Origin of the sequence: Chryseobacterium sp. IT-36CA2, assembly GCF_949767875.1 — a bacterium.
Lineage (GTDB): Bacteria > Bacteroidota > Bacteroidia > Flavobacteriales > Weeksellaceae > Chryseobacterium.
Map to the genome: position 1 here is coordinate 38174 of NZ_CATKPG010000001.1, position 20415 is coordinate 58588.

The following is a 20415-nucleotide window of genomic DNA, read 5'->3' on the forward strand; positions in this document are numbered from 1 at the left end:
AAAAATTGAATCCGTTTTTCTTTATATTTTTATTTTAAAATTAAATCTTAGTTAGCTTAGCATACTTCAGGATCAGGTTTTTCTCACCCTCATGGATGAAAATGACTTTTGCTTTGATATTCTGAGGATCTGTTCCGTCCAGGAAAGAAACTTCCCCTATACCAAAACGGTCATGTCTCACTTTATCTCCTACTTCAATATCCTGAGAAGAAGCGCCGCTTGGATTGATAATTTTAGCTGTGCTTACAGGCTTCAGCTTTCTGACTTCCTGGGCTGGCTTCGAAGTATCTCCTCTATCGATAGTTTTCTTTTCAACCTTTTTGAAAGATTTCATTTCCGAAGGATGTTCATCAAAAATATTGGATTTCACTCCTGAATTATTGATAAATCTTTTTTCCAAAGCTGGATTAAGGAATTCAATATATTGATCATCAATTTCACTTAAGAATCTTGAAGGTTCCGCATCCGTAATTTTCCCCCATTGGAAACGGGAAACAGCATAGGAGAAAAAGACCTGTTTTTCGGCTCTTGTCAATGCCACATAGAATAATCTCCTCTCTTCTTCCAGATCTTCTCTGGTAGCTGAACTCATAAAGCTAGGGAAAAGATTTTCTTCAAGTCCTACTAAGTGTACCACCGGGAATTCCAATCCTTTTGAAAGGTGAATCGTCATCAAAGAAACCATATCATCTCCAAGTTCTTTATCCTGAGTATCTGCAGAAAGTGCAATGTTTTCAAGGAAATTGGAAAGACTCGGATCACCATCTTCAAGCTGCATCTGCTCTTCAATGAATCCCTGCATGGAGTTCATCAATTCCTGTACGTTTTCCACTCTGGAAATCCCTTCCGGCGTTTGATCATCTTTTAAAAACTTGATTAAACCGCTTCGCTTCGCCACTTCCATAGCAACACTGTAAGCCGTATCTGTTTTCAGCAATACCTGAAAAGCTTTTATCATTGACCAAAAGTCATTCAGTTTGTTTAAAACGCCATTGTTCAGACCTAATTGTGGTGCATACATCGGAAGATTCTCCAATACTTTTGAAACCGCAAGATTGTGAGCATCTGCAAAAACGATCAGTTTATTCTGAGTTGTTTCTCCGATTCCTCTTGCAGGATAATTGATAATCCTCATCAATGCTTCAGAATCATTTTCATTGATCAGAAGACGAAGATACCCAATAAGGTCTTTTACTTCTTTTCTTTGGTAGAAAGAAAGTCCTCCATACACTTTGTACGGAATATTTTTACGTCTCAGCGCATCTTCAAAAGCACGTGTCTGAGAGTTTGTTCTGTATAAAATAGCAAAATCGCTGTATTTTCTCTGGTCACGGTTACGAAGCTCCCAGATATTTCCTGCTACAAAGTTGGCTTCATCAGCATCAGAAAGAGAACGGTAAATTTTAATCTTATCCCCTTCTTCATTATCACTGAATACATTTTTCTTAAACTGCTGAAGGTTTTTAGCAATAACTACATTAGCCGCATTTACAATATTCTGTGTAGAACGGTAATTTTGTTCCAATGATACTGTTTTGGCATCTGTATAATCTTTTTTAAAGTTTAAGATATTATAGATATTCGCTCCACGGAAGGAGTAGATAGACTGTGCATCATCCCCTACTACACAGATATTCTCGAATTTTGAAGCCAAAGCTTTTACAATAAGATACTGAGAATGGTTCGTATCCTGGTACTCATCCACCATGATATATCGGAATCTGTCCTGATACTTTGCCAATACTTCCGGAAAACGGGTCAACAGTTCATTGGTTTTCAACAAAAGATCATCAAAATCCATAGATCCGTTTCTGAAACACTGATCCACATATTTCTGATAAATCTGCCCGATGAATTTCATATTCGCTTTTTCATCCGCTTCCATCAGTTCAGGATTGTTGAAATAAGCTTTTACTGTAATCAGGTTATTTTTATAGGTTGAAATTCTTGCCTGAACTTTTTTAGGTTTATAAAGATCAGCATCAATATTCATATCCTTCAGAACTTTTTTGATCACGTTCAAAGCATCCTGCTGGTCATAAATGGTAAAATTGGAAGGATACCCAAGATAATGGGCCTCAATTCTCAGAATTCTTGCAAAAACCGAGTGAAATGTTCCCATCCAAAGGCTTCTTGCATTGCTGTCCCCTACTACTTTTGCGATACGGTCTTTCATTTCACGTGCCGCCTTATTGGTAAAGGTAAGAGCCAGGATATTGAAAGGGTCTATTCCGTTATGTATTAAATGGGCAATACGCATGGTAAGCACACGCGTTTTCCCGGAACCAGCTCCAGCAAGTACCATCAGAGGTCCCTGTAAAGAGGTAACGGCTTCATATTGTGATTCGTTGAGTCCTTTCAAATAGTCCATACAGCAAAAAAATTTTGGGAACACAAAATTAAGGTATTCGGAGGAGAATTCAAACTTTCGTATAGAAGTTAGGAATTTGAGGGATTCAGTTTTGGATACTAAGTACTTTATACATTAACTATAATTTGAATTAAACGCTAATGTTCGCAATGATTATCTCTAAACTTATCTATTCCGTTCGCAAAGGCACTTCGTTCAGCTAGAATATCAACTTTTAACTATTGCTGAGTGAAACGCCTTTGCAATCATTCTTAAAAATTATAAAATTTCTTAGCAAACCTTGCGTTAAAATACAAATTCATTAAAAAAATAAGTTATTTTTTTCTGACATTTCTCTTCTTCAAACTTATATTTCTATATATTTTGTAACATTTAATTCACTTTTTATACTAATTGTCAAACAACTTAAAATTTTATGAAAAAACGATTTATTTCTGCTGTTGCTATAGCTTTCTTCGGGCTAATGCTAAAAGCACAGCAAATCAAATTCGAAGAGTATGACCTTCCCAATGGTCTTCATGTAATTCTTCATCAGGATAACTCAGCACCTATTGTGACGACAGGCGTAATGTATCATGTTGGTGGTAAAGATCATGAAAAAGGAAGAAGTGGTTTTGCTCATTTCTTTGAACATCTTTTATTTGAAGGAACTCCTAATATCAAAAGAGGAGACTGGTTTAAAATCGTTTCTTCAAACGGGGGGCAAAACAATGCTAATACTACCCTTGACAGAACTTATTATTATGAAACATTCCCTTCCAACAACGAACAGCTTGGACTTTGGATGGAGGCTGAAAGAATGCGTCACCCTGTTATCAATCAGATCGGTATTGATACACAAAGAGAGGTTGTAAAAGAAGAGAAAAGATTGAGATATGATAATAAGCCTTATGGCAATTTTATGCACAAAATTCAAGAAAATCTATTTATTAAACACCCTTATCATAATCCTAATATTGGACTAATGGAAGATCTGGGTTCTGCTAAATTAGAAGAATTCCAGGCCTTCTATAAAAAGTATTACGTTCCGAATAATGCAACTTTGGTAGTGGCAGGAGACATCAAACCTGAGCAGACTAAAAAATGGATAGAAACGTATTATGGAGGAATTCCAAAAGGAACCCTTTATCCGAAAGATTTCCCGAAAGATGATCCTATTACTAAGGAAAAAGAAGTGACTGCTACTGATTTGAACATTCAGACTCCTGCTTATATTTTCTCATACAGAACACCATCTAATAAAGAAAATGATGCTTATGTTCTGGATATGCTTTCTTCTTATCTAAGCAATGGTAAATCTTCAGTTTTATATAAAAAATTAGTTGACCAGGATAAAAAAGCCCTTCAAGTGGGAGCTTTCAACCAAGGTTATGAAGACTATAGTATTTTCGCATTCTATGCGATTCCAATGGGACAAACTACAAAACAGACTTTACAGTCTGACATTGATGCTGAAATCAAGAAACTTCAGACTAATTTAATCTCTGAAGAGGATTATCAGAAACTTCAGAACCAGTATGAGAATCAGTTTGTAAATGCCAATTCAAGCATTGAGGGAATTGCTGCTTCATTGGCAACCAACTACGTATTGATGGGTAACACGAATTTGATCAACAAAGAAATCGACATTTACAGATCTATCACAAGACAGGATCTTCAAAATGCTGCTAAAAAGTATCTTAATTCTAACCAAAGAATAATCATTAATTACTTACCTGAGAAAAAGTAATCAATTCATCTTTTTAGGTGATAATATGATTATTAAAAATTAAATTTTTACAAATGAAAAAGCAATTAACATATATAGCTGCAGCGTTTTTCTTTACAGGAATGGTTTCAGCACAAAAAATAGATCTTAATGCAATGCCCAAGCCAGGGCCTACTCCTTCAATCAACATTGCTAAGCCAAAAACTTTTCAGCTAAGTAACGGTCTTACAGTAATGGTGGTGGAAAACAACAAACTTCCAAGAGTAAACGCAAGCCTTTCTATGGACAGACCTCCGTACAATGAAGGAGTTGTAACCGGAGTAAGCGGAATTATGGCTGAACAGTTCGAAAACGGAACTACCAACATCAGCAAAGACGATTTCAACAAAAAAGTAGACTATCTTGGAGCAAATCTTAATTTCTATTCGGGAGGTGCTTCAGCCAATTCACTTTCAAAATATTTCCCGGAAGTTTTAAACTTAATGGCTGATGCAATCATTAATCCTAAATTCTCTGCTGAAGAAATTCAAAACTCTAAAGAAAGAGCCATTGAAGGATTAAAATCTCAAGAAAAAAATGCTTCTGCTATCGCACAAAGAGTTTCCAATGCTTTGATCTATGGAAAAAATACTTCAAGAGGTGAGTTTGCAACAGTTGAATCTATCAATAAAATTCAGCTTGCTGACGTTCAGAATACTTACAAAAAATATTACGCTCCGGATAATGCCTACTTAGTAATCGTTGGTGATGTAAAATTTGATCAGGTAAAGCCTTTAATTGAAAAATCTTTCAATGGCTGGAAAAAAGCAAACACTCCTGTTACATCTTTGGAACTGGCTTCTAATGTTACTAAAACAGAGATCAACGTAGTGGATGTTCCTTCTGCGGTACAGTCTATTGTTTCATTAAGCAACCTGAACACTCTGAAAATGAAGGATACTAACTATTTCCCTGCAACAATTGCCAACTACATCCTTGGTGGTGGTGGTGAAGCAAGACTTTTCATGAACCTTCGTGAAAAAAATGGATTTACATATGGTGCTTACTCAGAAATGATTGCCAGTAAATATTCACCGGAATTCTCTGCAAGTGCAAAAGTAAGAAATGAAGTTACCGACAAAGCGGTTAAGGAATTCATGAACGAGCTTAACGGAATTTCTACGATAAAACCAGAAGAGCTGGCCAATGCTAAATCGAAACTGAAGGGAGCTTTCATCATGTCTTTAGAACAGCCAGAGACAATAGCAACATTTGCATTAGATCAAAAAGTTCAGGATTTACCAGCTGATTTCTATACCAATTATTTAAAATCTATTGACAAAGTAACTACTGCAGATGTTTCAAATGCTGTAAAAACTACCATTTTACCTAACCAAAGTAGAATTTTCATCGCTGGTAAAGCGTCTGATATTTCTGAAGGATTGGAAAAACTGGGGTATCCTGTAAAATATTTCGATAAAGATGCCAACCCGGTTGCTAAGCCAACTGTACAAAATGTGGACGCCAGTGTAACGGTAGCCTCTGTAGTGGATAAATACATCAATGCTATCGGAGGAAAAGCTAATCTGGCAAAAATCACATCTTATACAACAAATGCTTCAATATCTATGCAAGGACAGAATATTGATTTAAAAATCATTAAAGCACAAGGTGGAAAGGAACTAAGAACGGTAACAACAATGGGACAGGTAGTTCAAAAACAGGTATTTGACGGAAAAACAGGTTACTCTATGCAAATGGGTCAGAAAGTGGATATTACACCAGAAGAAATTGCTAAGAAACAAAAGAACACTGAACTTTTTGAGGAATTAGGCTTTGCAAAATCTACAGATTATAAATTAAGCGGAATTGAGAAAATCGGAGGTGAAGATTCTTACGTGATTAAAGGTGGTGATACTACCTATTACTACAGTGTTGCAACAGGATTAAAGACCGGAGAAACCCAAAAAGTAAAAGCTAAAGGTCAGGAGATTACAATTCCTACAACATTCTCTAACTACAAAGAGGTAGAAGGTCTAAAAATGCCTTACACAATCTCTATAAACCAAATGGGAATGGATATGACGATGACAGTAAAGTCTTATGAGATCAATAAGGCTACTGATGCTGATTTTAAATAATAACATCCTTTTTTTATAGAAAAAACGGCAACAATTGTTGCCGTTTTTATTTTTATCAACATTTGACGACATCTTTTTTTGTCATTCAGTAAAAAAACATTAAATTTGCCCATTCAAAAAGATATCAGAATTAATGGATACTATATTTACACTATTGATGGTTCTTGTTATGGTTGCCAGTGTTTTATTGGTAATTATTGTTATGGCACAAAATCCTAAAGGAGGAGGCCTTTCAAGTACATTCGGAGGTGCATCATCTGCACAGTTCGGAGTACAAAGAACCAATGATTTCATGGAAAAAGCAACATGGACTCTAGGCGGAACTATCATCGTTCTTATCCTTTTAAGCGTTGTTATTACAGGTAAGCCTTCTCAGGCACTTCCTACACAAAAGCAGCCAGCGAAGAAAGAAGCTCCTGCAAAACAGTCAGCTCCTGCTTCTTCTACAACAACTCCGGCTAAAACTCCTCTAGCACCGGCTAAATAAGAAGAATATCATCTTATATAAAACAAAAGCAACTCAAATTGAGTTGCTTTTTTATTTGAGCTTAATCTTTTCAATCTGATGGCGAAGCTTCAATCCTGCCTTTAAAAACGAATATTGTACAGGCTTTGATTCTTTATAGTATTTATCAATGAAGATCTTCATGGCTCCATAAAACCTACTGAGATATACTTCATTCTTAATTGTACTTTCTCCTTTGTGATGAAGGATAGACACTTTACCGTAGTAGAAATTTCTATATCCGTTTCTTAAAAACGTATAGCAGAGATCAATATCTTCTCCATACATGAAGTACGCTTCATCCAGCCCTCCTATTTTTTCATAAACCGCTTTTTTAGCCAACAAAAATGCTCCGGTGATCACTTCTACTTCTGCAACAGCATTTTCTTCTATATCACTTCTGTAATAGGATTTAGAAGTATTCTTTTTAAAATTGGTAAACAGCTTTTCAAAAGAGTTAAACATATCCGGAACTGAACGTTTGCTTTCAGGAAGAAAATATCCTTCCCTGTCGTGCATTCTCACTCCCAAACATCCAAATGAAGGCTGAGCATCTGCAAAATCCAGCAATTCTTTCATATAAAACCCTTCAAATTCTGTATCCGGATTTAAAAGCAAAATATATTCACCTTTTGCAGTTTTGATCGCTTGGTTATTGGCTTTTGAAAACCCGCCATTGGTTTCAGAAGATATAAAATGTACGTTGGGAAACTCAGGGATAAGATCACCCCAGGAAGTATCTGTAGAAGCATTATCAATCACAATCACTTCATATTCTACTTCTTGTATGTATTTTTGAAGTGACAGAAGACAACTTCTGAGTAATTGGGTAACATTATAATTAACAATAATAATGGACAGCTTCATATTAATCCTTTTCGTTGTATGGCAACCTGTTGATAATAGACCTACCTAAAGAAATTTCATCAGCATATTCCAATTCATCCCCTACTGAAATTCCTCTTGCAATGCTCGAAAAATTCACATTGGAATTTTTAAATTTCTTGTAAATATAATACGCTGTGGTATCTCCTTCCATCGTCGCGCTCAGAGCGAAAATAAATTCCTTTACCTGCCCTTCATTCAGCTTCTTTTCAATGCTTGGAATATTTAATTGGCCTGGCCCCACTCCTTCCATGGGTGAAATTTTACCTCCAAGAATTAAATATTTCCCAGTGTATTTCCCGGTATTTTCAATAGCAATAACATCTCTTACATCTTCCACGATACAGATCAGTTCTCCATTTCTCTTTTCATTGCTGCATATTTCACAGATGTCAAAATCTGAAAAATTATGACATTCTTTACAGTATTTTATTTCGTTGACAAGATTAATCAGCGAGTTTCCAAGGCTTACGGCTCTGGAATTGGGTTGCTTCAACAAATGTAATGCTAACCTTAAGGCCGTTTTTCTTCCAATCCCAGGCAGTCCTGAAATCTCATCTACTGCCTTTGCCAACACTTTACTTGGGTAATCCATAGGTACAAAAATAAGGATTAAAGTTGATAATTAACAGTTAATAATGAATCGTTAATTCGCTTTGCTTATGAATTTCTGGATAACATAAATAATCTTCTAAATTCCTGTCAATATAATGTCCCATGATGATATTTTACATTTCTCCCCTGTCTGAGAACTCTAAAAAAACCTCTATATTTGCGGCTCTAATTAAATATGAAAAAAATTAACTAACATGGTACTTAACAATCTCAATTATCCTCTGGATTTCAAATTCAAAATCACTACTTTAGCAAGCGACTTCAACATTACGGACAGAAATGGAAATTATGTAGCATATGTTCGCCAGAAAATGTTCAAGTTGAAAGAAGATGTTGTAGTTTTTAATGATGAGAGCAAGTCTAAGGAGCTTTTCAGAATCAGAGCCAATAAATGGATTGATTTCAATGCTTCTTATTCTTTAAATGATCTTATTGACAATAAAAACTTTGGTAGATTAGCCAGAAAAGGAATGCGTTCTATCTGGAAAGCAAGTTATGATATTCTGGATGCAAACGATCAGCCTAAGTTTAAAGTTCAGGAAGACAGTGCATGGGTAAGATTCTGGGATAGCTTTGTAGGAGAACTTCCTATCATAGGAATGTTCACCGGGTATTTTCTTAATCCATCTTATACTGTAACAGGAATTGATGGAAAGGCTTATTTTAAACTGAAAAAAATGCCTTCATTCTTCGGAAGAAGATTCCAGCTGGACAGACTGATCGATATTGATGATGAAGATGAAAGCTTGGTAATCCTTTCTTTATTAATGATGACACTTCTTGAAAGAGCAAGAGGATAAACAAATAATAAAACCACAAAAACATGAAATATTTAATCATTGTATTTTCCGCATTTCTACTGGTAGCCTGTAAAAAGGAAAAAGAAACTGTTTCAGGATCCAAAACAGCCGATTCTTTAACTATTGCTAAAGATTCTGCTTCAGCAGGTTCTTCATCCGGAAATATTTTGGTAGGAACGATTCCTTTTCCGAAAGAAATCAAGGAATGCTCATGCTATTTTGCTGTAAGCAAAGCTGATTTTGAAAACGAAAAATACATCTATGCAGATGATGCCGGAAAAACAGCTTATATGATGCTGGATGGCAAAAGGCTGGCTCTTAATCTTATTTCATCAAGCGATATGGAAGTAGATGAACTGCTTACCAAAGAAATAGAAAATGATGACTATAAAATTTCTGTTAAAGGTAAAAAAATAAAAGGCGAGGAAGCTTTATTGTTTGAAGGGACTCTGACGATTGAGAAACCGGATGGCACTACATTCACTACTCCGATCTATGGAGAATGCGGATGTTAATACAAGTAAAATCATACAAAAATGCTTCTGTGTCTCACGGAAGCATTTTTTATTTCGTAAATTTGAGAAAAATAAAATTCAATGGAATTATCTAATATAGAACCGCAGATTATATGGAAAAATTTCTCCAAGTTAAATGCTGTTCCAAGACCTTCAAAAAAGGAGGAAAAAGTGATCGCATTTATCAAAGGATTTGGTGAAAATTTAGGACTGGAAACTACGGTAGATGAAGTAGGAAACGTTATTATTAAAAAACCTGCTACTGCAGGAATGGAAAGCCGCAAATCTATTGTGCTTCAATCGCACCTTGACATGGTTTGTCAGAAAAACAATGATGTGAATTTCGATTTTGAAACGGAAGGAATTAAAATGGAAATTGATGGTGACTGGGTAAAGGCAAAAGGAACTACTTTAGGAGCTGATAACGGTTTAGGAGTAGCTACTATCATGTCTATCCTTGAAAGTTCAGATATTCCACACCCTGCATTGGAAGCTCTTTTCACAATTGATGAAGAGACAGGAATGACAGGTGCTTTAGGATTAAAACCAGGGCAACTGACAGGACAAATTCTATTGAATCTTGATACGGAAGAGGATGATGAGATTGATATCGGTTGTGCAGGAGGTGTAGATGTAACCATCACTCAAACCTATGCTACAGAAGCTTCAAAAGGACAAATTGTAAGAATTGAAGTAAAAGGACTTCAGGGAGGACACTCCGGAATGGATATTCATAAAGGCTTCGGAAACTCCAATATTATTTTGGGAAGACTTCTTTACAGCGGACTGGAAAACCAGAATATTGAATTAATTTCTATCGACAGCGGAGGTTTAAGAAATGCTATCCCAAGAGAAGGTACTGCTCTATTTTCTGTGAGAAATGCTCAGGAATTTATAGAAAATGCTACTGTTCTTAAAAAAGATATCTTAGAAGAATTTGCAACGGTAGAGCCGGGACTCCAGATCAATATTGAGAACTCTACGTCTTCTGACAAAGCGATTTCAGAAGGTGATTCCAAAAAAGTAATTCTTACTCTAAAAGCGCTTCACAACGGAGTTTACAGAATGAGTCCGGATGTGGCTGATCTTGTAGAAGCATCCAACAACGTAGCAAGAGTAGAATTAAAAGGCGGAGAACTTAAGATTTTAAACCTTACGAGATCTTCTGTAGATTCTTCCAAATATTCAGTAGCAGAGCAATTGAAATCTGTAGCAGAACTGGCTGGAATGAATGTTGAATTCAGCGGTTCATACCCGGGATGGAAACCAAAACCAGGTTCAGAGATTGTACAATTGATGGAGAAACTTTATACTGAGAAGTTCAGCGAAAAACCTCATGTAGTAGCTTGCCATGCAGGCCTTGAGTGTGGGATTATCGGTGCCAACTATCCTGAAATGGAAATGGTAAGCTTTGGACCAACCATTAGAGGGGCGCATTCACCGGATGAAAGAGCGAATATTCCTTCAGCACAGAAATTCTGGAGCTTCCTGAAAGATATTTTAGCGAATATTCCTCAGAAATAAACAGATTAAAGCTATGATCGGAAGCTGGAAAGGAAAGTATAAATACAACATTAAAAAAAGCTCCAAGTTTTACGATAAGGAAGTTGAATTCCTATTAAAAATAACAGAGTTTGATGGTGAAAATTTTACAGGAACAGTACAGGATAATGATCACGATTATGGAACCAGAGGTGTAGGAACTATTACAGGAAAGATTAATAATAACAGTATAGAATTTATTAAACAAATGCCTATTAAAACAATGGTGTCTATGAATGGAAAAAGGTTGGAAAATGAAAAAGAAAAACATCCCCCCATTTATTATACCGGCATTTCAGACCTTAAAGATTTTTATTCCGGGCAATGGAAAATAAAAGGAAGTGGTTTCATTAACAAATTACTTTGTCTTCTTATTGGAGTAAAAGGCACCTGGGAAATGATCAAAATAGAATAAGTAAGTATAAAATTACTATATTAAATATCCAAAGTCTTATGATTTTGGATATTTTTAGTTTTAATTGAAATAAAAAATGCTTCGGCAGGCTCAGCATGACATCTCTAATACTAACTGCTTTTTTAGAGATTAATTTTTAGCAGCGCCATGCTGAGCCTGTCGAAGCACCTAAAAAATAACATAAAAAACAAATCTTATACAATGAAAAGTATCACCGTATTCTGCGGCTCAAGTTTTGGCTCGCATGATATTTATAAAGAACAGACTTTTTTACTTGGTAAGACCTTAGCCAGACAAGATATACAACTTGTTTATGGCGGTTCGGAAACGGGCTTAATGGGAACGGTAGCCAATGGTGTTTTAAGTGAAAATGGCAAGGTAATCGGAGTGCTGCCCCAATTTTTACAAACCAAAGAAATTGCTCACAAAAATCTGACTGAGCTTATCATCGTAGAAACCATGCACGAAAGAAAAACCAAAATGAATGAACTCTGCGACGGAGTTATCGTTCTTCCCGGCGGCTATGGTACATTGGAAGAATTCTTCGAAATGATCACCTGGGCACAGCTCGGACTTCATAAAAAACCGATCGGAATTTTGAATATTGACGGTTTTTATGATGATCTGATCAATCTGGTTCAGACCATGGTGGATAAAGGATTTTTAAAACAAGCCAATAAGGATATGGTGCTGATTAGTGAAAATATAGATGATTTGTTGGATCAGATGAGAAATTATGAGGCTCCTACAGTTGGAAAATGGATTTCTAAGGAGGAAATATAAGTTTTATAGTCTTTCACATGAATAACTACAACGTTAATAAAGAAATGCTTGGAGTTGCCACAGTATTTGTAACTATGCTCGTTATTGTTCCGGCTCTTTCTTCTTATTTTATGGAAGATTGTAAGACTGCGATGGAAAGAGTCAAGAAGCAAAAATGTAAAATTAGAGTCGAAAGTATTGAAGGTATAAAATCTCTTAAATTAAAGGGAACTATTCCTGAAAGCAATCAGCCTTGTGAATGTTATGACAACGGCCAATGGTGGGTTTCCTATAAAGATGAAATAGAACCAGGAGATTACTTTGTAAAGAATGAAGGTGAAAGTTACTTAGAAATCATTAAAGAAGACACTCTAATCAGACACGAGTATATATGTTCTCAGAAATAAATATAAAAACAAAACCCGTCCGGAAAATCCGGACGGGTTTCTTATTAAGATTAAAAAATATTTTCTAAGGATAAGGAGCAATTTCCACTTCGAGCCCTTCCATGGCATCGGCAATATGTAACTGACATCCCAATCTGCTGTTGTCTTTCACATGGAAAGCTTCAGCAAGCATGGCGTCTTCTTCATCTCCCATCGGTTCCAAACCGGGATCATTAATTACATATACCTGGCAAGAAGCACACATCGCCATTCCTCCGCATACACCAATAGTACCTTCTTCTGCCAATTCATAGGAACGGATAATTTCCATTAAGTTCATGGACATATCCGTAGGAGCTACGACATCGTGGGTTACACCTTCTCTGTCGGTGATTTTAATATTAACGTCTGACATAATTCTGCAAAATTAGTCAATTTTTTTCACAACTGCCTTCTCTGCTTCTTTACGGCTACCGTCAAATCCGTCTACACCACTTACGGTTGTATATTTTAATACGAATTTTTTACCTGGGTTTAATCTGTTATAAACACTCTGACACATTAAAGTAGCTTCGTGGAATCCACAAAGGATCAACTTTAATTTTCCAGGATATGTATTGATATCCCCGATCGCATAAATACCATCAATGTTCGTCTGATAATCAAGTGCGTTGTTTACAACAATAGCATTTTTCTCGATATTCAGTCCCCAGTTTCCGATCTCACCCAATTTTGGAGTCAATCCGAATAATGGAATAAAGTAATCTGTTTCAATATCGTAAGCTTCCTGCCCTTCAACTTGTACTGTGATAGCTTCAACTTTTCCGTCACCTTTAACACCAGTAACTTCCGCAGGAGTAATTAATTTAATTTTCCCTTGATTTTTCAAATCCTGAACTTTCTCTACAGAATCCAAAGCTCCTCTGAACTCATTTCTTCTGTGAATTAAAGTCACTTCACTGGCAACATTAGAAAGGAAAACGCTCCAGTCCAAAGCAGAATCTCCTCCTCCGGCGATCACTACTTTTTTGTTTCTGAAATGTTCAGGTTCTTTAACGAAATATTCAAGACCTTTTTCTTCATAATCAGCAAGATTGTCGAAAGTAGGTTTTCTAGGCTCAAATGTTCCTAATCCACCTGCAATAGCAATTGCTTTACATCTGTGAACAGTTCCTTTGTTCGTAATCACTTCAAACCACTCGTCATCTACTTTTGTATAGGAAACAGCTGTTTCTCCCAAAGTAAATCCAGGTTGAAACTGCTTGATCTGTTCCATCAAATTATCCACCAATTCTCCAGCATTCACTGAAGGATAACCTGGGATATCGAAAATAGGTTTTTTAGGATAAAGTTCCGCCAATTGCCCTCCCGGCTGTGGAAGCGCATCTATAATATGGCACTTCATTTTTAATAAACCAGCTTCAAAAACTGCAAAAAGTCCTGTAGGTCCCGCACCTATGATCAATATATCAGTGGTTATCATAATATTTAAGATAATTTAATTATACATGTAACTGCAAATTTACTAATTTTAATGCGAAGCATATTTAATTGATTCTAAATAAAAACCTGAGATTTGTCAAATATCTATTAATTAAGATTTTAAATTTGGCAATATTTTTGTAAATGTCTTGTTATGAAGAAAATTTCAATCCTTTTTGCATTATTAATATTCTTTTTTGGCTCAGCCCAGATTGATAATATCGCGGACGGCGAATCCATCACTCTTAGGATCCACTACGGCTTCCTTAATGCAGGAACAGCAAACCTTACTACCAAACAAACCAATTACAAAGGGGTACCTCATCTGTATGTAAAAGGTACAGGAGAGACTACTGGTGCCGTAAAAGCATTCTTCAAAGTAGAAGATTTATATGAAAGTTTTATCAATACACAGACAGGATTACCAAGTTTCTACGTAAGAAATGTACGTGAGGGAAGCTATCGCCAACATTTTGAAACGGTTTTTAATCATGATAATAATACTTTAATTTTAACAGATAAAAAGACTCCAGCCAATGGTTCTAAGGTTTTAAAATCTGTAAAAGGAGTTCAGGATATGCTTTCATGTTTTTATTATTTAAGAAGTAAAAGCCCGGATGAACTGAAAGTAGGAACCATCATCAATATGAATGTATGGATTGATGATGAAATGTTTCCTTTCCAGTTGAAAGTAACAGGAACAGAAAATTTAAAAACAAAATTCGGGACTATCAACTGCTTAAAGATTATTCCATCGGTAAAAAGCGGAAGAGTATTTAAAGAAAAAGAAGGTGTAACCATGTGGGTTTCCAATGATGCTAACCACGTTCCTATGCTGTTGAAAGCAGAACTTGCAGTAGGTGCACTAAAGGCTAGTATTGATGATTACAAAAACGTAAAATATCCTTTAAAATTCAGTAAATAACAATCATAAGTTTTTAAAGATAAGGCCTGTAAATTTTACAGGCTTTTTTATGTTCAATGTAATAGAATGTTAACATTGATTGTCTTTATAATAGAGGCAGCAAGAGCTGCAGCATGTCAATACTTCAATTCAACAGCGGTTGATCCAAAGTATGGGCATAAGAAACAGACACGTGTAAATTTTTCAATAAGATCAGTTTTTAATTACGTTTTGTTTCTTAGGTCAGTAATTAAAAACAAAAAACCTCCGGAGCTCCGGAGGTTTGATTTTTTATAGTGTTTTGAACTGTTCCAGTGTTCTGATATCGTTTTCGAAGAACATTCTGATGTCACTCATCTGATAAAGAAGCATGGTGATTCTTTCAATTCCCATCCCGAATGCATATCCTGAATATTTCTCAGAATCAATATTTACATTTTTCAGTACGGCAGGATCTACCATTCCACATCCCATGATCTCCAGCCATCCTGTTCCTTTCGTAATTCTGTAATCCGTTTCAGAGTTTAATCCCCAATATACATCAATTTCAGCACTTGGCTCTGTGAACGGGAAGAATGAAGGTCTCATTCTGATTTTAGATTTTCCGAAAAGCTCAGTGGTAAAGAACTGAATAGTTTGCTTTAAATCTGCAAAACTTACATTTTCATCAATATATAATCCTTCAATCTGATGGAATATACAGTGAGAACGTGAAGAAATTGCCTCATTTCTGAAAACTCTACCCGGAGATAAAATTCTGATCGGCGGCTGGTTTTCTTCCATATAACGGGTCTGTACAGAAGAGGTATGCGTTCTCAAAAGAATATCAGGATTCTGCTCAATAAAGAAGGTGTCCTGCATATCTCTTGCCGGGTGGTATTCCGGAAGGTTAAGCGCCGTAAAGTTATGCCAGTCATCTTCAATCTCTGGTCCGTCTGCTACTGCAAAGCCAATAGATTTGAAAATTTCAATAATTCTGTTTTTTACCAGATTGATAGGATGTCTGGAACCCAACTCCAATGGAAAAGCAGGTCTCGTAAGATCTTCTTTTTCTATTACAACAGAAGATTCTGAAGCATTTTTCAAATCCTCCAGTTTTACAGCAACTGCCTGTTTTAACGTGTTGATCTTTTGTCCGAATTCTTTCTTTTGGTCGTTAGGAACTTCTTTAAATTTTTCAAAAAAATCATTCAGAACCCCTTTTTTACCGTTGTACTTAATTCGGAAGCTTTCGATATCTTCCTTAGAGGTAGCATTGAAGCCATTTACTTCGACCAGTAGTTCTTCTATCTTTTCTATCATTATTTTACCCTTTCAAAATGTTTTGCAAAAATACGATTTTAAGTTGAATAATAAGTCTGTCAAAAAAAAATCTGCCTCTTTTTCGGGAGGCAGACTTCAATCACTTATTTCACTTAAATAAAAAAATTATTTCTTTTCTAAAGCTTTAACGCTGATCTGAAGAGTCACCTCGTCTTTAATCACACCGTTTTCAGCAGGAGCCTGGAACTTTACTCCAAACTCTTCTCTTTTAATATCTTTCGGCTCAGTAGCTACACTCACCTCTCCTTCTTTCACAGAAATATTAGCTTTAAACTGAACTGGTTTTGTAATTCCTTTAATGGTTAAATTACCATCCAAAAGAGTATTATAATCACCTTCTGTAGCCGGAGTAACTTTCGTAATTTCATAAGAAGCTGTTGGGAATTTTTCAACTTCAAAGAAATCACCGCTCTTCAGGTGTCCATTTAATTTCCCTAAGTCTTCCGGACTATCTTTCAAGTCCACAGAAGTTAAAGAGTTCATATCAGCAACGAATTTTCCGCTTTCCAGTTTTCCGTCTTTCACCGTCACATCTCCACTTTCAAACCTGATTGTTCCAAAATGGCTCGTATTCTCAGATTTAAATACTTTATATCCCTTCCATTCAACCTTACTGTTTAGCGTATCCAAAGTGAACTGACTCCCTTCTTTGGTTGTCGTCACCTCATTACTCTCGCTGGTAAGCGGTTTATCTTTTTTACAAGAAACCATTACAGCAGCAATAAATAATGCAGGGATAGCTAATGAAAACAGTTTTTTTCTCATTTTTGATTTATTTTTATTAGTTCCGCTAATATAATAAAAAAAATTATGTTTTCATAAAAACCTTACATTTGTAATATGCTATTAGAAATAAACAATTTATTTTTCTCTCACAACAAAGAAAATCCCCTGTTTCAGAACCTTAACCTAAGGTTTGAAGAAAACAGAATCATAGCTCTTGCAGGTGAAAGCGGATGTGGAAAATCTACTCTTCTTAACCTGATTTATGGTCTTTTGGATTGGGAAAGCGGAGACATTATTTTTAGCGGAACAAAGCTTTTGGGACCGAAGGGAAATCTTGTTCCCGGAGAACCGGAAATGAAATTCGTAGCACAGAATTTTGATCTTATGCCTTACGCTACTGTTGCCGAAAATGTAGGGAAGTTTATTTCAAATATCAATTTAAAACAAAAAAAAGAAACCGTTTCCGAGCTTCTTGAAGTAGTAGGTCTTCAGGAATTCGCAAACGTACTTCCCAAATATTTAAGTGGTGGACAACAGCAGAGAGTAGCGATTGCCAGAGCCTTATCTGTCCTTCCTAAGCTTTTGATCTTAGATGAACCATTCAGTAATCTGGATTTTCCGAGAAAAATTGAGCTCAGAGAAAGACTTTTCAGATACGTAAAACAACATGGAGTTTCTTTAATTATTTCCACTCATGAACTTCAGGATATCATGCCATGGCTGGATCAAATCGTGATTTTGCAAAATGGAAGACTGATTCAAAATGACAGTCCGGAAGAAACGTACAGAAATCCTTACAACTCTTACGTAGCTAAATTATTTGGAGAAGTGAATATTTTCAGTGAAACCGAAGCTGAAGATTTCCAGATTGCCAAATTTTCCTATTACCCTAAAGAAATCAAAATCACAGAAACCGGTCTTGAAGCCGAAGTTCTTGAAAGTCGATTTGCAGGAAATTACTATTGGAATAAACTAAAAGCAAACGGGAAAGAGCTGGTTGTATATACTGATGAAAAAATATCAGGAACTACATTTATTTCCTTTGTTTAAAGGCTCAATTTCAAAAGAGTAAAATTGCAAAGCAAATTCACCGTTTTACTTTTTAGTTATTTCACGCATAACTTATACATTTCCTTACACTTATCAATAAAAAAAATACAAACATAAGAATCAGTTGTCAAACTTTTTCTTACATTTGTATCTCTAAAGCTTAAGGAAATTTTTGGTTATTTCTCTTTCTGCCTTCCAGACGGACATTAGCAATCTTGCAATTAAGTCTTATGAAAGATTACACTGTCCAATTTTTTCCTTTTCTTATTTTTAAGCCTTAAGAAAAACAATGTTTTCCTACGCTTTCTTTACAAATTCTGACTTAAGAGCCATCGCCCCGAAACCATCAATTTTACAGTCAATATTGTGATCACTTCCTGGTCTTAAACGGATATTCTTCACTTTTGTTCCAGCTTTTACCGGTTTTGGAGCTCCTTTTACAGGAAGATCTTTTACTACCACTACAGAATCTCCATCCTGAAGTTCGTTTCCGTTTGAATCCAATATTTTCCCTTCATTTGCGGCTTCAGAAGCTGCTTCTGCCGGATCCCATTCATAGAAACACTGGGAACATACCATCATATTATCGCTTGGGTAGGTAAACTCAGAGCTGCATTTTGGACAAAGTACTGTATCACTCATATTTTTATTTTTTGCAAAGGTAGAGCTTTTTGGAGGTTGAAGTCAAGAGATAAAGTTCAGTATAGTAGATAATAAGCGTACGTCAACTTTACACAATACTGTGAATTAATATGAATTAAATAAACTTGCTGCAAAGAAAATAAAGTATAGTAATGAACAGTGTACATTTTGTTAGCAAATATTTTTCATCAAGCAAAAAACATAGGCTTATTCATTCTAAAGTGAAAGGCTATTATCAACAAATAAAAAATATAAATATTAGGAAAATCTTTACAAATTCAGGATTAAAATTTATTTCTATCATTTAAAAAATCAATAAACAGCTTGACTTTACATCAATAATACCAGATTAGATCACATTACATTACTCCTCCAATTCCCAAACTCATCAACTCAATCTTCTACTCTCAATTAAAAGTCGTATTTTTGCAGATTCAAACAGCGAAGCAAACTTATGGAACTTATTCACAGAAACTTGGCGATCGGAATTCACGATGCCCTACAGGAGACATTTTTTGAGAAAAACAAATATGCAGATAAAGTTATTGAAAGACTTTTGAAAGCAAACAGAAAATGGGGAAGCCAGGACAGAGCCGTTGTTTCTGAAATTTTTTACAATATTATCCGTTGGAAAAAACGCCTTGAATACTATATGGGTGAAGGTGTAAAGCCCAACAATATCTATAAACTGATCATTGCGTATTTACTTTGGAGTAAAACCAATTATAAAAAATTCGAAGAATTTGACGGAATCAAAATTGCCGATATTCTTACCAAACTTAAAAAGAATACAGTTCCTACAAAAGCAATAGAACACTCTATTCCCGATTGGCTGGCTGAAACTCTTGAAAAAGAAATAGGTGCCAACTGGGAAAGAGAAATGGCAGCTTTGAATGAGCAGGCTCCTACGGTTTTAAGAGCAAACTCTTTAAGAACAACACCCAAAGAGCTAATCTCTGACCTTGCTGATGAAGGAGTTGTTTCCTACCCTATTAAAAACTATCCTGATGCTGTTCAGCTGGAAGAAAAGAAAAATGTTTTCCTTACTACTGCTTTCAAAGAAGGATTATTTGAAGTTCAGGATGCCTCTTCTCAGAAAATCGGTTATTTCCTTGATGTACAAGAAGGCCAGAGAGTAGTGGATGCATGTGCTGGTGCTGGAGGAAAAACCCTTCACTTGGCAGCCATCATGAAAAACAAAGGTCAGATCATCGCATTAGACATCTTTGAGTGGAAACTAGCCGAATTGAAGCGTCGTGCAAAAAGAGCAGGTGCTCACAATATTGAAACACGTATGATTTCTGACAATAAAGTGATCAAACGTCTTCACGAAAAAGTAGACAGACTTCTGATAGATGCACCATGTTCAGGTCTTGGAGTTTTAAAAAGAAACCCAGACAGTAAATGGAAAATTGACCAGGACTTTATTGACAGAATTAAAAAAGAACAGCAGCAAATCCTTCAGGACTATTCTAAAATGCTTAAAAAAGGAGGAAAAATGGTATATGCTACCTGTTCTATTCTTCCATCAGAAAATAATCTTCAGGTAGATGAGTTCATCAAAAACAATCCTGGATTTAAAATGATTAAAGATGAAAAAGTAATGCCTAGCCAAGGCTATGACGGATTCTATATGGCTTTGATTGAGAGAGTTTCTTAATCTA

20 protein-coding genes are annotated in these 20415 nt (G+C 35.7%); 12 read left to right on the plus strand and 8 right to left on the minus strand.

What is annotated here, in order from left to right; translation table 11 throughout:
* Positions 1 to 40: 40 nt before the first annotated feature.
* Complete coding sequence (locus ACM6F9_RS00195; RefSeq protein WP_414843874.1) at positions 41 to 2371, minus strand: ATP-dependent helicase; 2331 nt, start codon at positions 2369 to 2371, stop codon at positions 41 to 43.
* 415 nt (positions 2372 to 2786) lie between these two features.
* On the opposite strand from ACM6F9_RS00195, the gene ACM6F9_RS00200 reads away from it, so the two are divergent.
* From ACM6F9_RS00200 to secG, 3 genes are all read left to right on the plus strand, one after another.
* A complete protein-coding gene (locus tag ACM6F9_RS00200) occupies positions 2787 to 4100 on the plus strand; it encodes a M16 family metallopeptidase (protein ID WP_414843875.1) in 1314 nt (437 codons plus the stop codon).
* A gap of 53 nt (positions 4101 to 4153) precedes the next feature.
* Positions 4154 to 6199: an insulinase family protein gene (locus ACM6F9_RS00205; protein ID WP_414843876.1), complete on the plus strand. Its 2046-nt coding sequence runs from the start codon at positions 4154 to 4156 to the stop codon at positions 6197 to 6199.
* Between the two features lie 133 nt (positions 6200 to 6332).
* Complete coding sequence (secG, locus tag ACM6F9_RS00210; protein WP_414843877.1) at positions 6333 to 6686, plus strand: preprotein translocase subunit SecG; 354 nt, start codon at positions 6333 to 6335, stop codon at positions 6684 to 6686.
* Between the two features lie 51 nt (positions 6687 to 6737).
* Here secG and ACM6F9_RS00215 read toward each other — a convergent pair whose 3' ends face one another.
* Together ACM6F9_RS00215 and recR are read right to left on the minus strand one after the other, a co-directional pair.
* Positions 6738 to 7577, minus strand: a complete 840-nt coding sequence (locus ACM6F9_RS00215) for a glycosyltransferase family 2 protein (protein ID WP_414843900.1) — start codon at positions 7575 to 7577, stop codon at positions 6738 to 6740.
* Positions 7573 to 8184: a recombination mediator RecR gene (gene recR, locus ACM6F9_RS00220; protein ID WP_414843878.1), complete on the minus strand. Its 612-nt coding sequence runs from the start codon at positions 8182 to 8184 to the stop codon at positions 7573 to 7575. The genes ACM6F9_RS00215 and recR overlap by 5 nt, the downstream gene beginning before the upstream one ends.
* 214 nt (positions 8185 to 8398) lie before the next feature.
* Here recR and ACM6F9_RS00225 point away from each other — a divergent pair, with 214 nt between their 5' ends.
* From ACM6F9_RS00225 to ACM6F9_RS00250, 6 genes are all read left to right on the plus strand, one after another.
* The gene (locus tag ACM6F9_RS00225; protein WP_414843879.1) at positions 8399 to 9004 is read left to right on the plus strand and encodes a hypothetical protein; all 606 of its coding nucleotides are present in this window, start codon (positions 8399 to 8401) and stop codon (positions 9002 to 9004) included.
* A 23-nt stretch (positions 9005 to 9027) separates the two neighbouring features.
* A complete protein-coding gene (locus ACM6F9_RS00230; protein ID WP_414843880.1) occupies positions 9028 to 9519 on the plus strand; it encodes a hypothetical protein in 492 nt (163 codons plus the stop codon).
* 81 nt (positions 9520 to 9600) lie between these two features.
* Positions 9601 to 11043 (plus strand): aminoacyl-histidine dipeptidase, encoded by a 1443-nt coding sequence (locus ACM6F9_RS00235; protein WP_414843881.1) that lies wholly within the window; start codon positions 9601 to 9603, stop codon positions 11041 to 11043.
* Positions 11044 to 11056: 13 nt separating this feature from the next.
* Positions 11057 to 11476: a hypothetical protein gene (locus ACM6F9_RS00240; protein ID WP_414843882.1), complete on the plus strand. Its 420-nt coding sequence runs from the start codon at positions 11057 to 11059 to the stop codon at positions 11474 to 11476.
* 201 nt (positions 11477 to 11677) lie between these two features.
* Positions 11678 to 12259 (plus strand): TIGR00730 family Rossman fold protein, encoded by a 582-nt coding sequence (locus ACM6F9_RS00245; protein ID WP_414843883.1) that lies wholly within the window; start codon positions 11678 to 11680, stop codon positions 12257 to 12259.
* A 17-nt stretch (positions 12260 to 12276) separates the two neighbouring features.
* Positions 12277 to 12645: a hypothetical protein gene (locus ACM6F9_RS00250; RefSeq protein ID WP_414843884.1), complete on the plus strand. Its 369-nt coding sequence runs from the start codon at positions 12277 to 12279 to the stop codon at positions 12643 to 12645.
* A gap of 64 nt (positions 12646 to 12709) precedes the next feature.
* On the opposite strand, the gene ACM6F9_RS00255 is transcribed toward ACM6F9_RS00250, so the two are convergent.
* Entirely contained in the window at positions 12710 to 13039 is a 330-nt protein-coding gene (locus tag ACM6F9_RS00255) for a 2Fe-2S iron-sulfur cluster-binding protein (RefSeq protein WP_034697026.1), read from the minus strand.
* A gap of 12 nt (positions 13040 to 13051) precedes the next feature.
* A complete protein-coding gene (locus tag ACM6F9_RS00260) occupies positions 13052 to 14107 on the minus strand; it encodes an NAD(P)/FAD-dependent oxidoreductase (RefSeq protein WP_105702597.1) in 1056 nt (351 codons plus the stop codon).
* Between the two features lie 153 nt (positions 14108 to 14260).
* Between ACM6F9_RS00260 and ACM6F9_RS00265 the strand changes: the two genes are divergently transcribed.
* On the plus strand, positions 14261 to 15031 hold the full coding sequence (locus ACM6F9_RS00265; RefSeq protein WP_414843885.1) for a DUF3108 domain-containing protein: 771 nt from the start codon (positions 14261 to 14263) through the stop codon (positions 15029 to 15031).
* A gap of 270 nt (positions 15032 to 15301) precedes the next feature.
* Here the strand turns inward: ACM6F9_RS00265 and ACM6F9_RS00270 are convergent, their stop codons facing one another.
* Complete coding sequence (locus tag ACM6F9_RS00270) at positions 15302 to 16312, minus strand: phenylalanine--tRNA ligase subunit alpha (protein ID WP_414843886.1); 1011 nt, start codon at positions 16310 to 16312, stop codon at positions 15302 to 15304.
* A 126-nt stretch (positions 16313 to 16438) separates the two neighbouring features.
* On the minus strand, positions 16439 to 17098 hold the full coding sequence (locus ACM6F9_RS00275; protein WP_414843887.1) for a YceI family protein: 660 nt from the start codon (positions 17096 to 17098) through the stop codon (positions 16439 to 16441).
* Between the two features lie 75 nt (positions 17099 to 17173).
* On the opposite strand from ACM6F9_RS00275, the gene ACM6F9_RS00280 reads away from it, so the two are divergent.
* Entirely contained in the window at positions 17174 to 18109 is a 936-nt protein-coding gene (locus ACM6F9_RS00280; protein ID WP_414843888.1) for a sulfate/molybdate ABC transporter ATP-binding protein, read from the plus strand.
* A 297-nt stretch (positions 18110 to 18406) separates the two neighbouring features.
* On the opposite strand, the gene ACM6F9_RS00285 is transcribed toward ACM6F9_RS00280, so the two are convergent.
* Positions 18407 to 18751 (minus strand): zinc ribbon domain-containing protein YjdM, encoded by a 345-nt coding sequence (locus ACM6F9_RS00285; RefSeq protein ID WP_047373671.1) that lies wholly within the window; start codon positions 18749 to 18751, stop codon positions 18407 to 18409.
* 454 nt (positions 18752 to 19205) lie between these two features.
* Between ACM6F9_RS00285 and ACM6F9_RS00290 the strand changes: the two genes are divergently transcribed.
* Positions 19206 to 20411: an RsmB/NOP family class I SAM-dependent RNA methyltransferase gene (locus ACM6F9_RS00290; RefSeq protein ID WP_105702602.1), complete on the plus strand. Its 1206-nt coding sequence runs from the start codon at positions 19206 to 19208 to the stop codon at positions 20409 to 20411.
* The last annotated feature ends 4 nt before the right edge of the window (positions 20412 to 20415 follow it).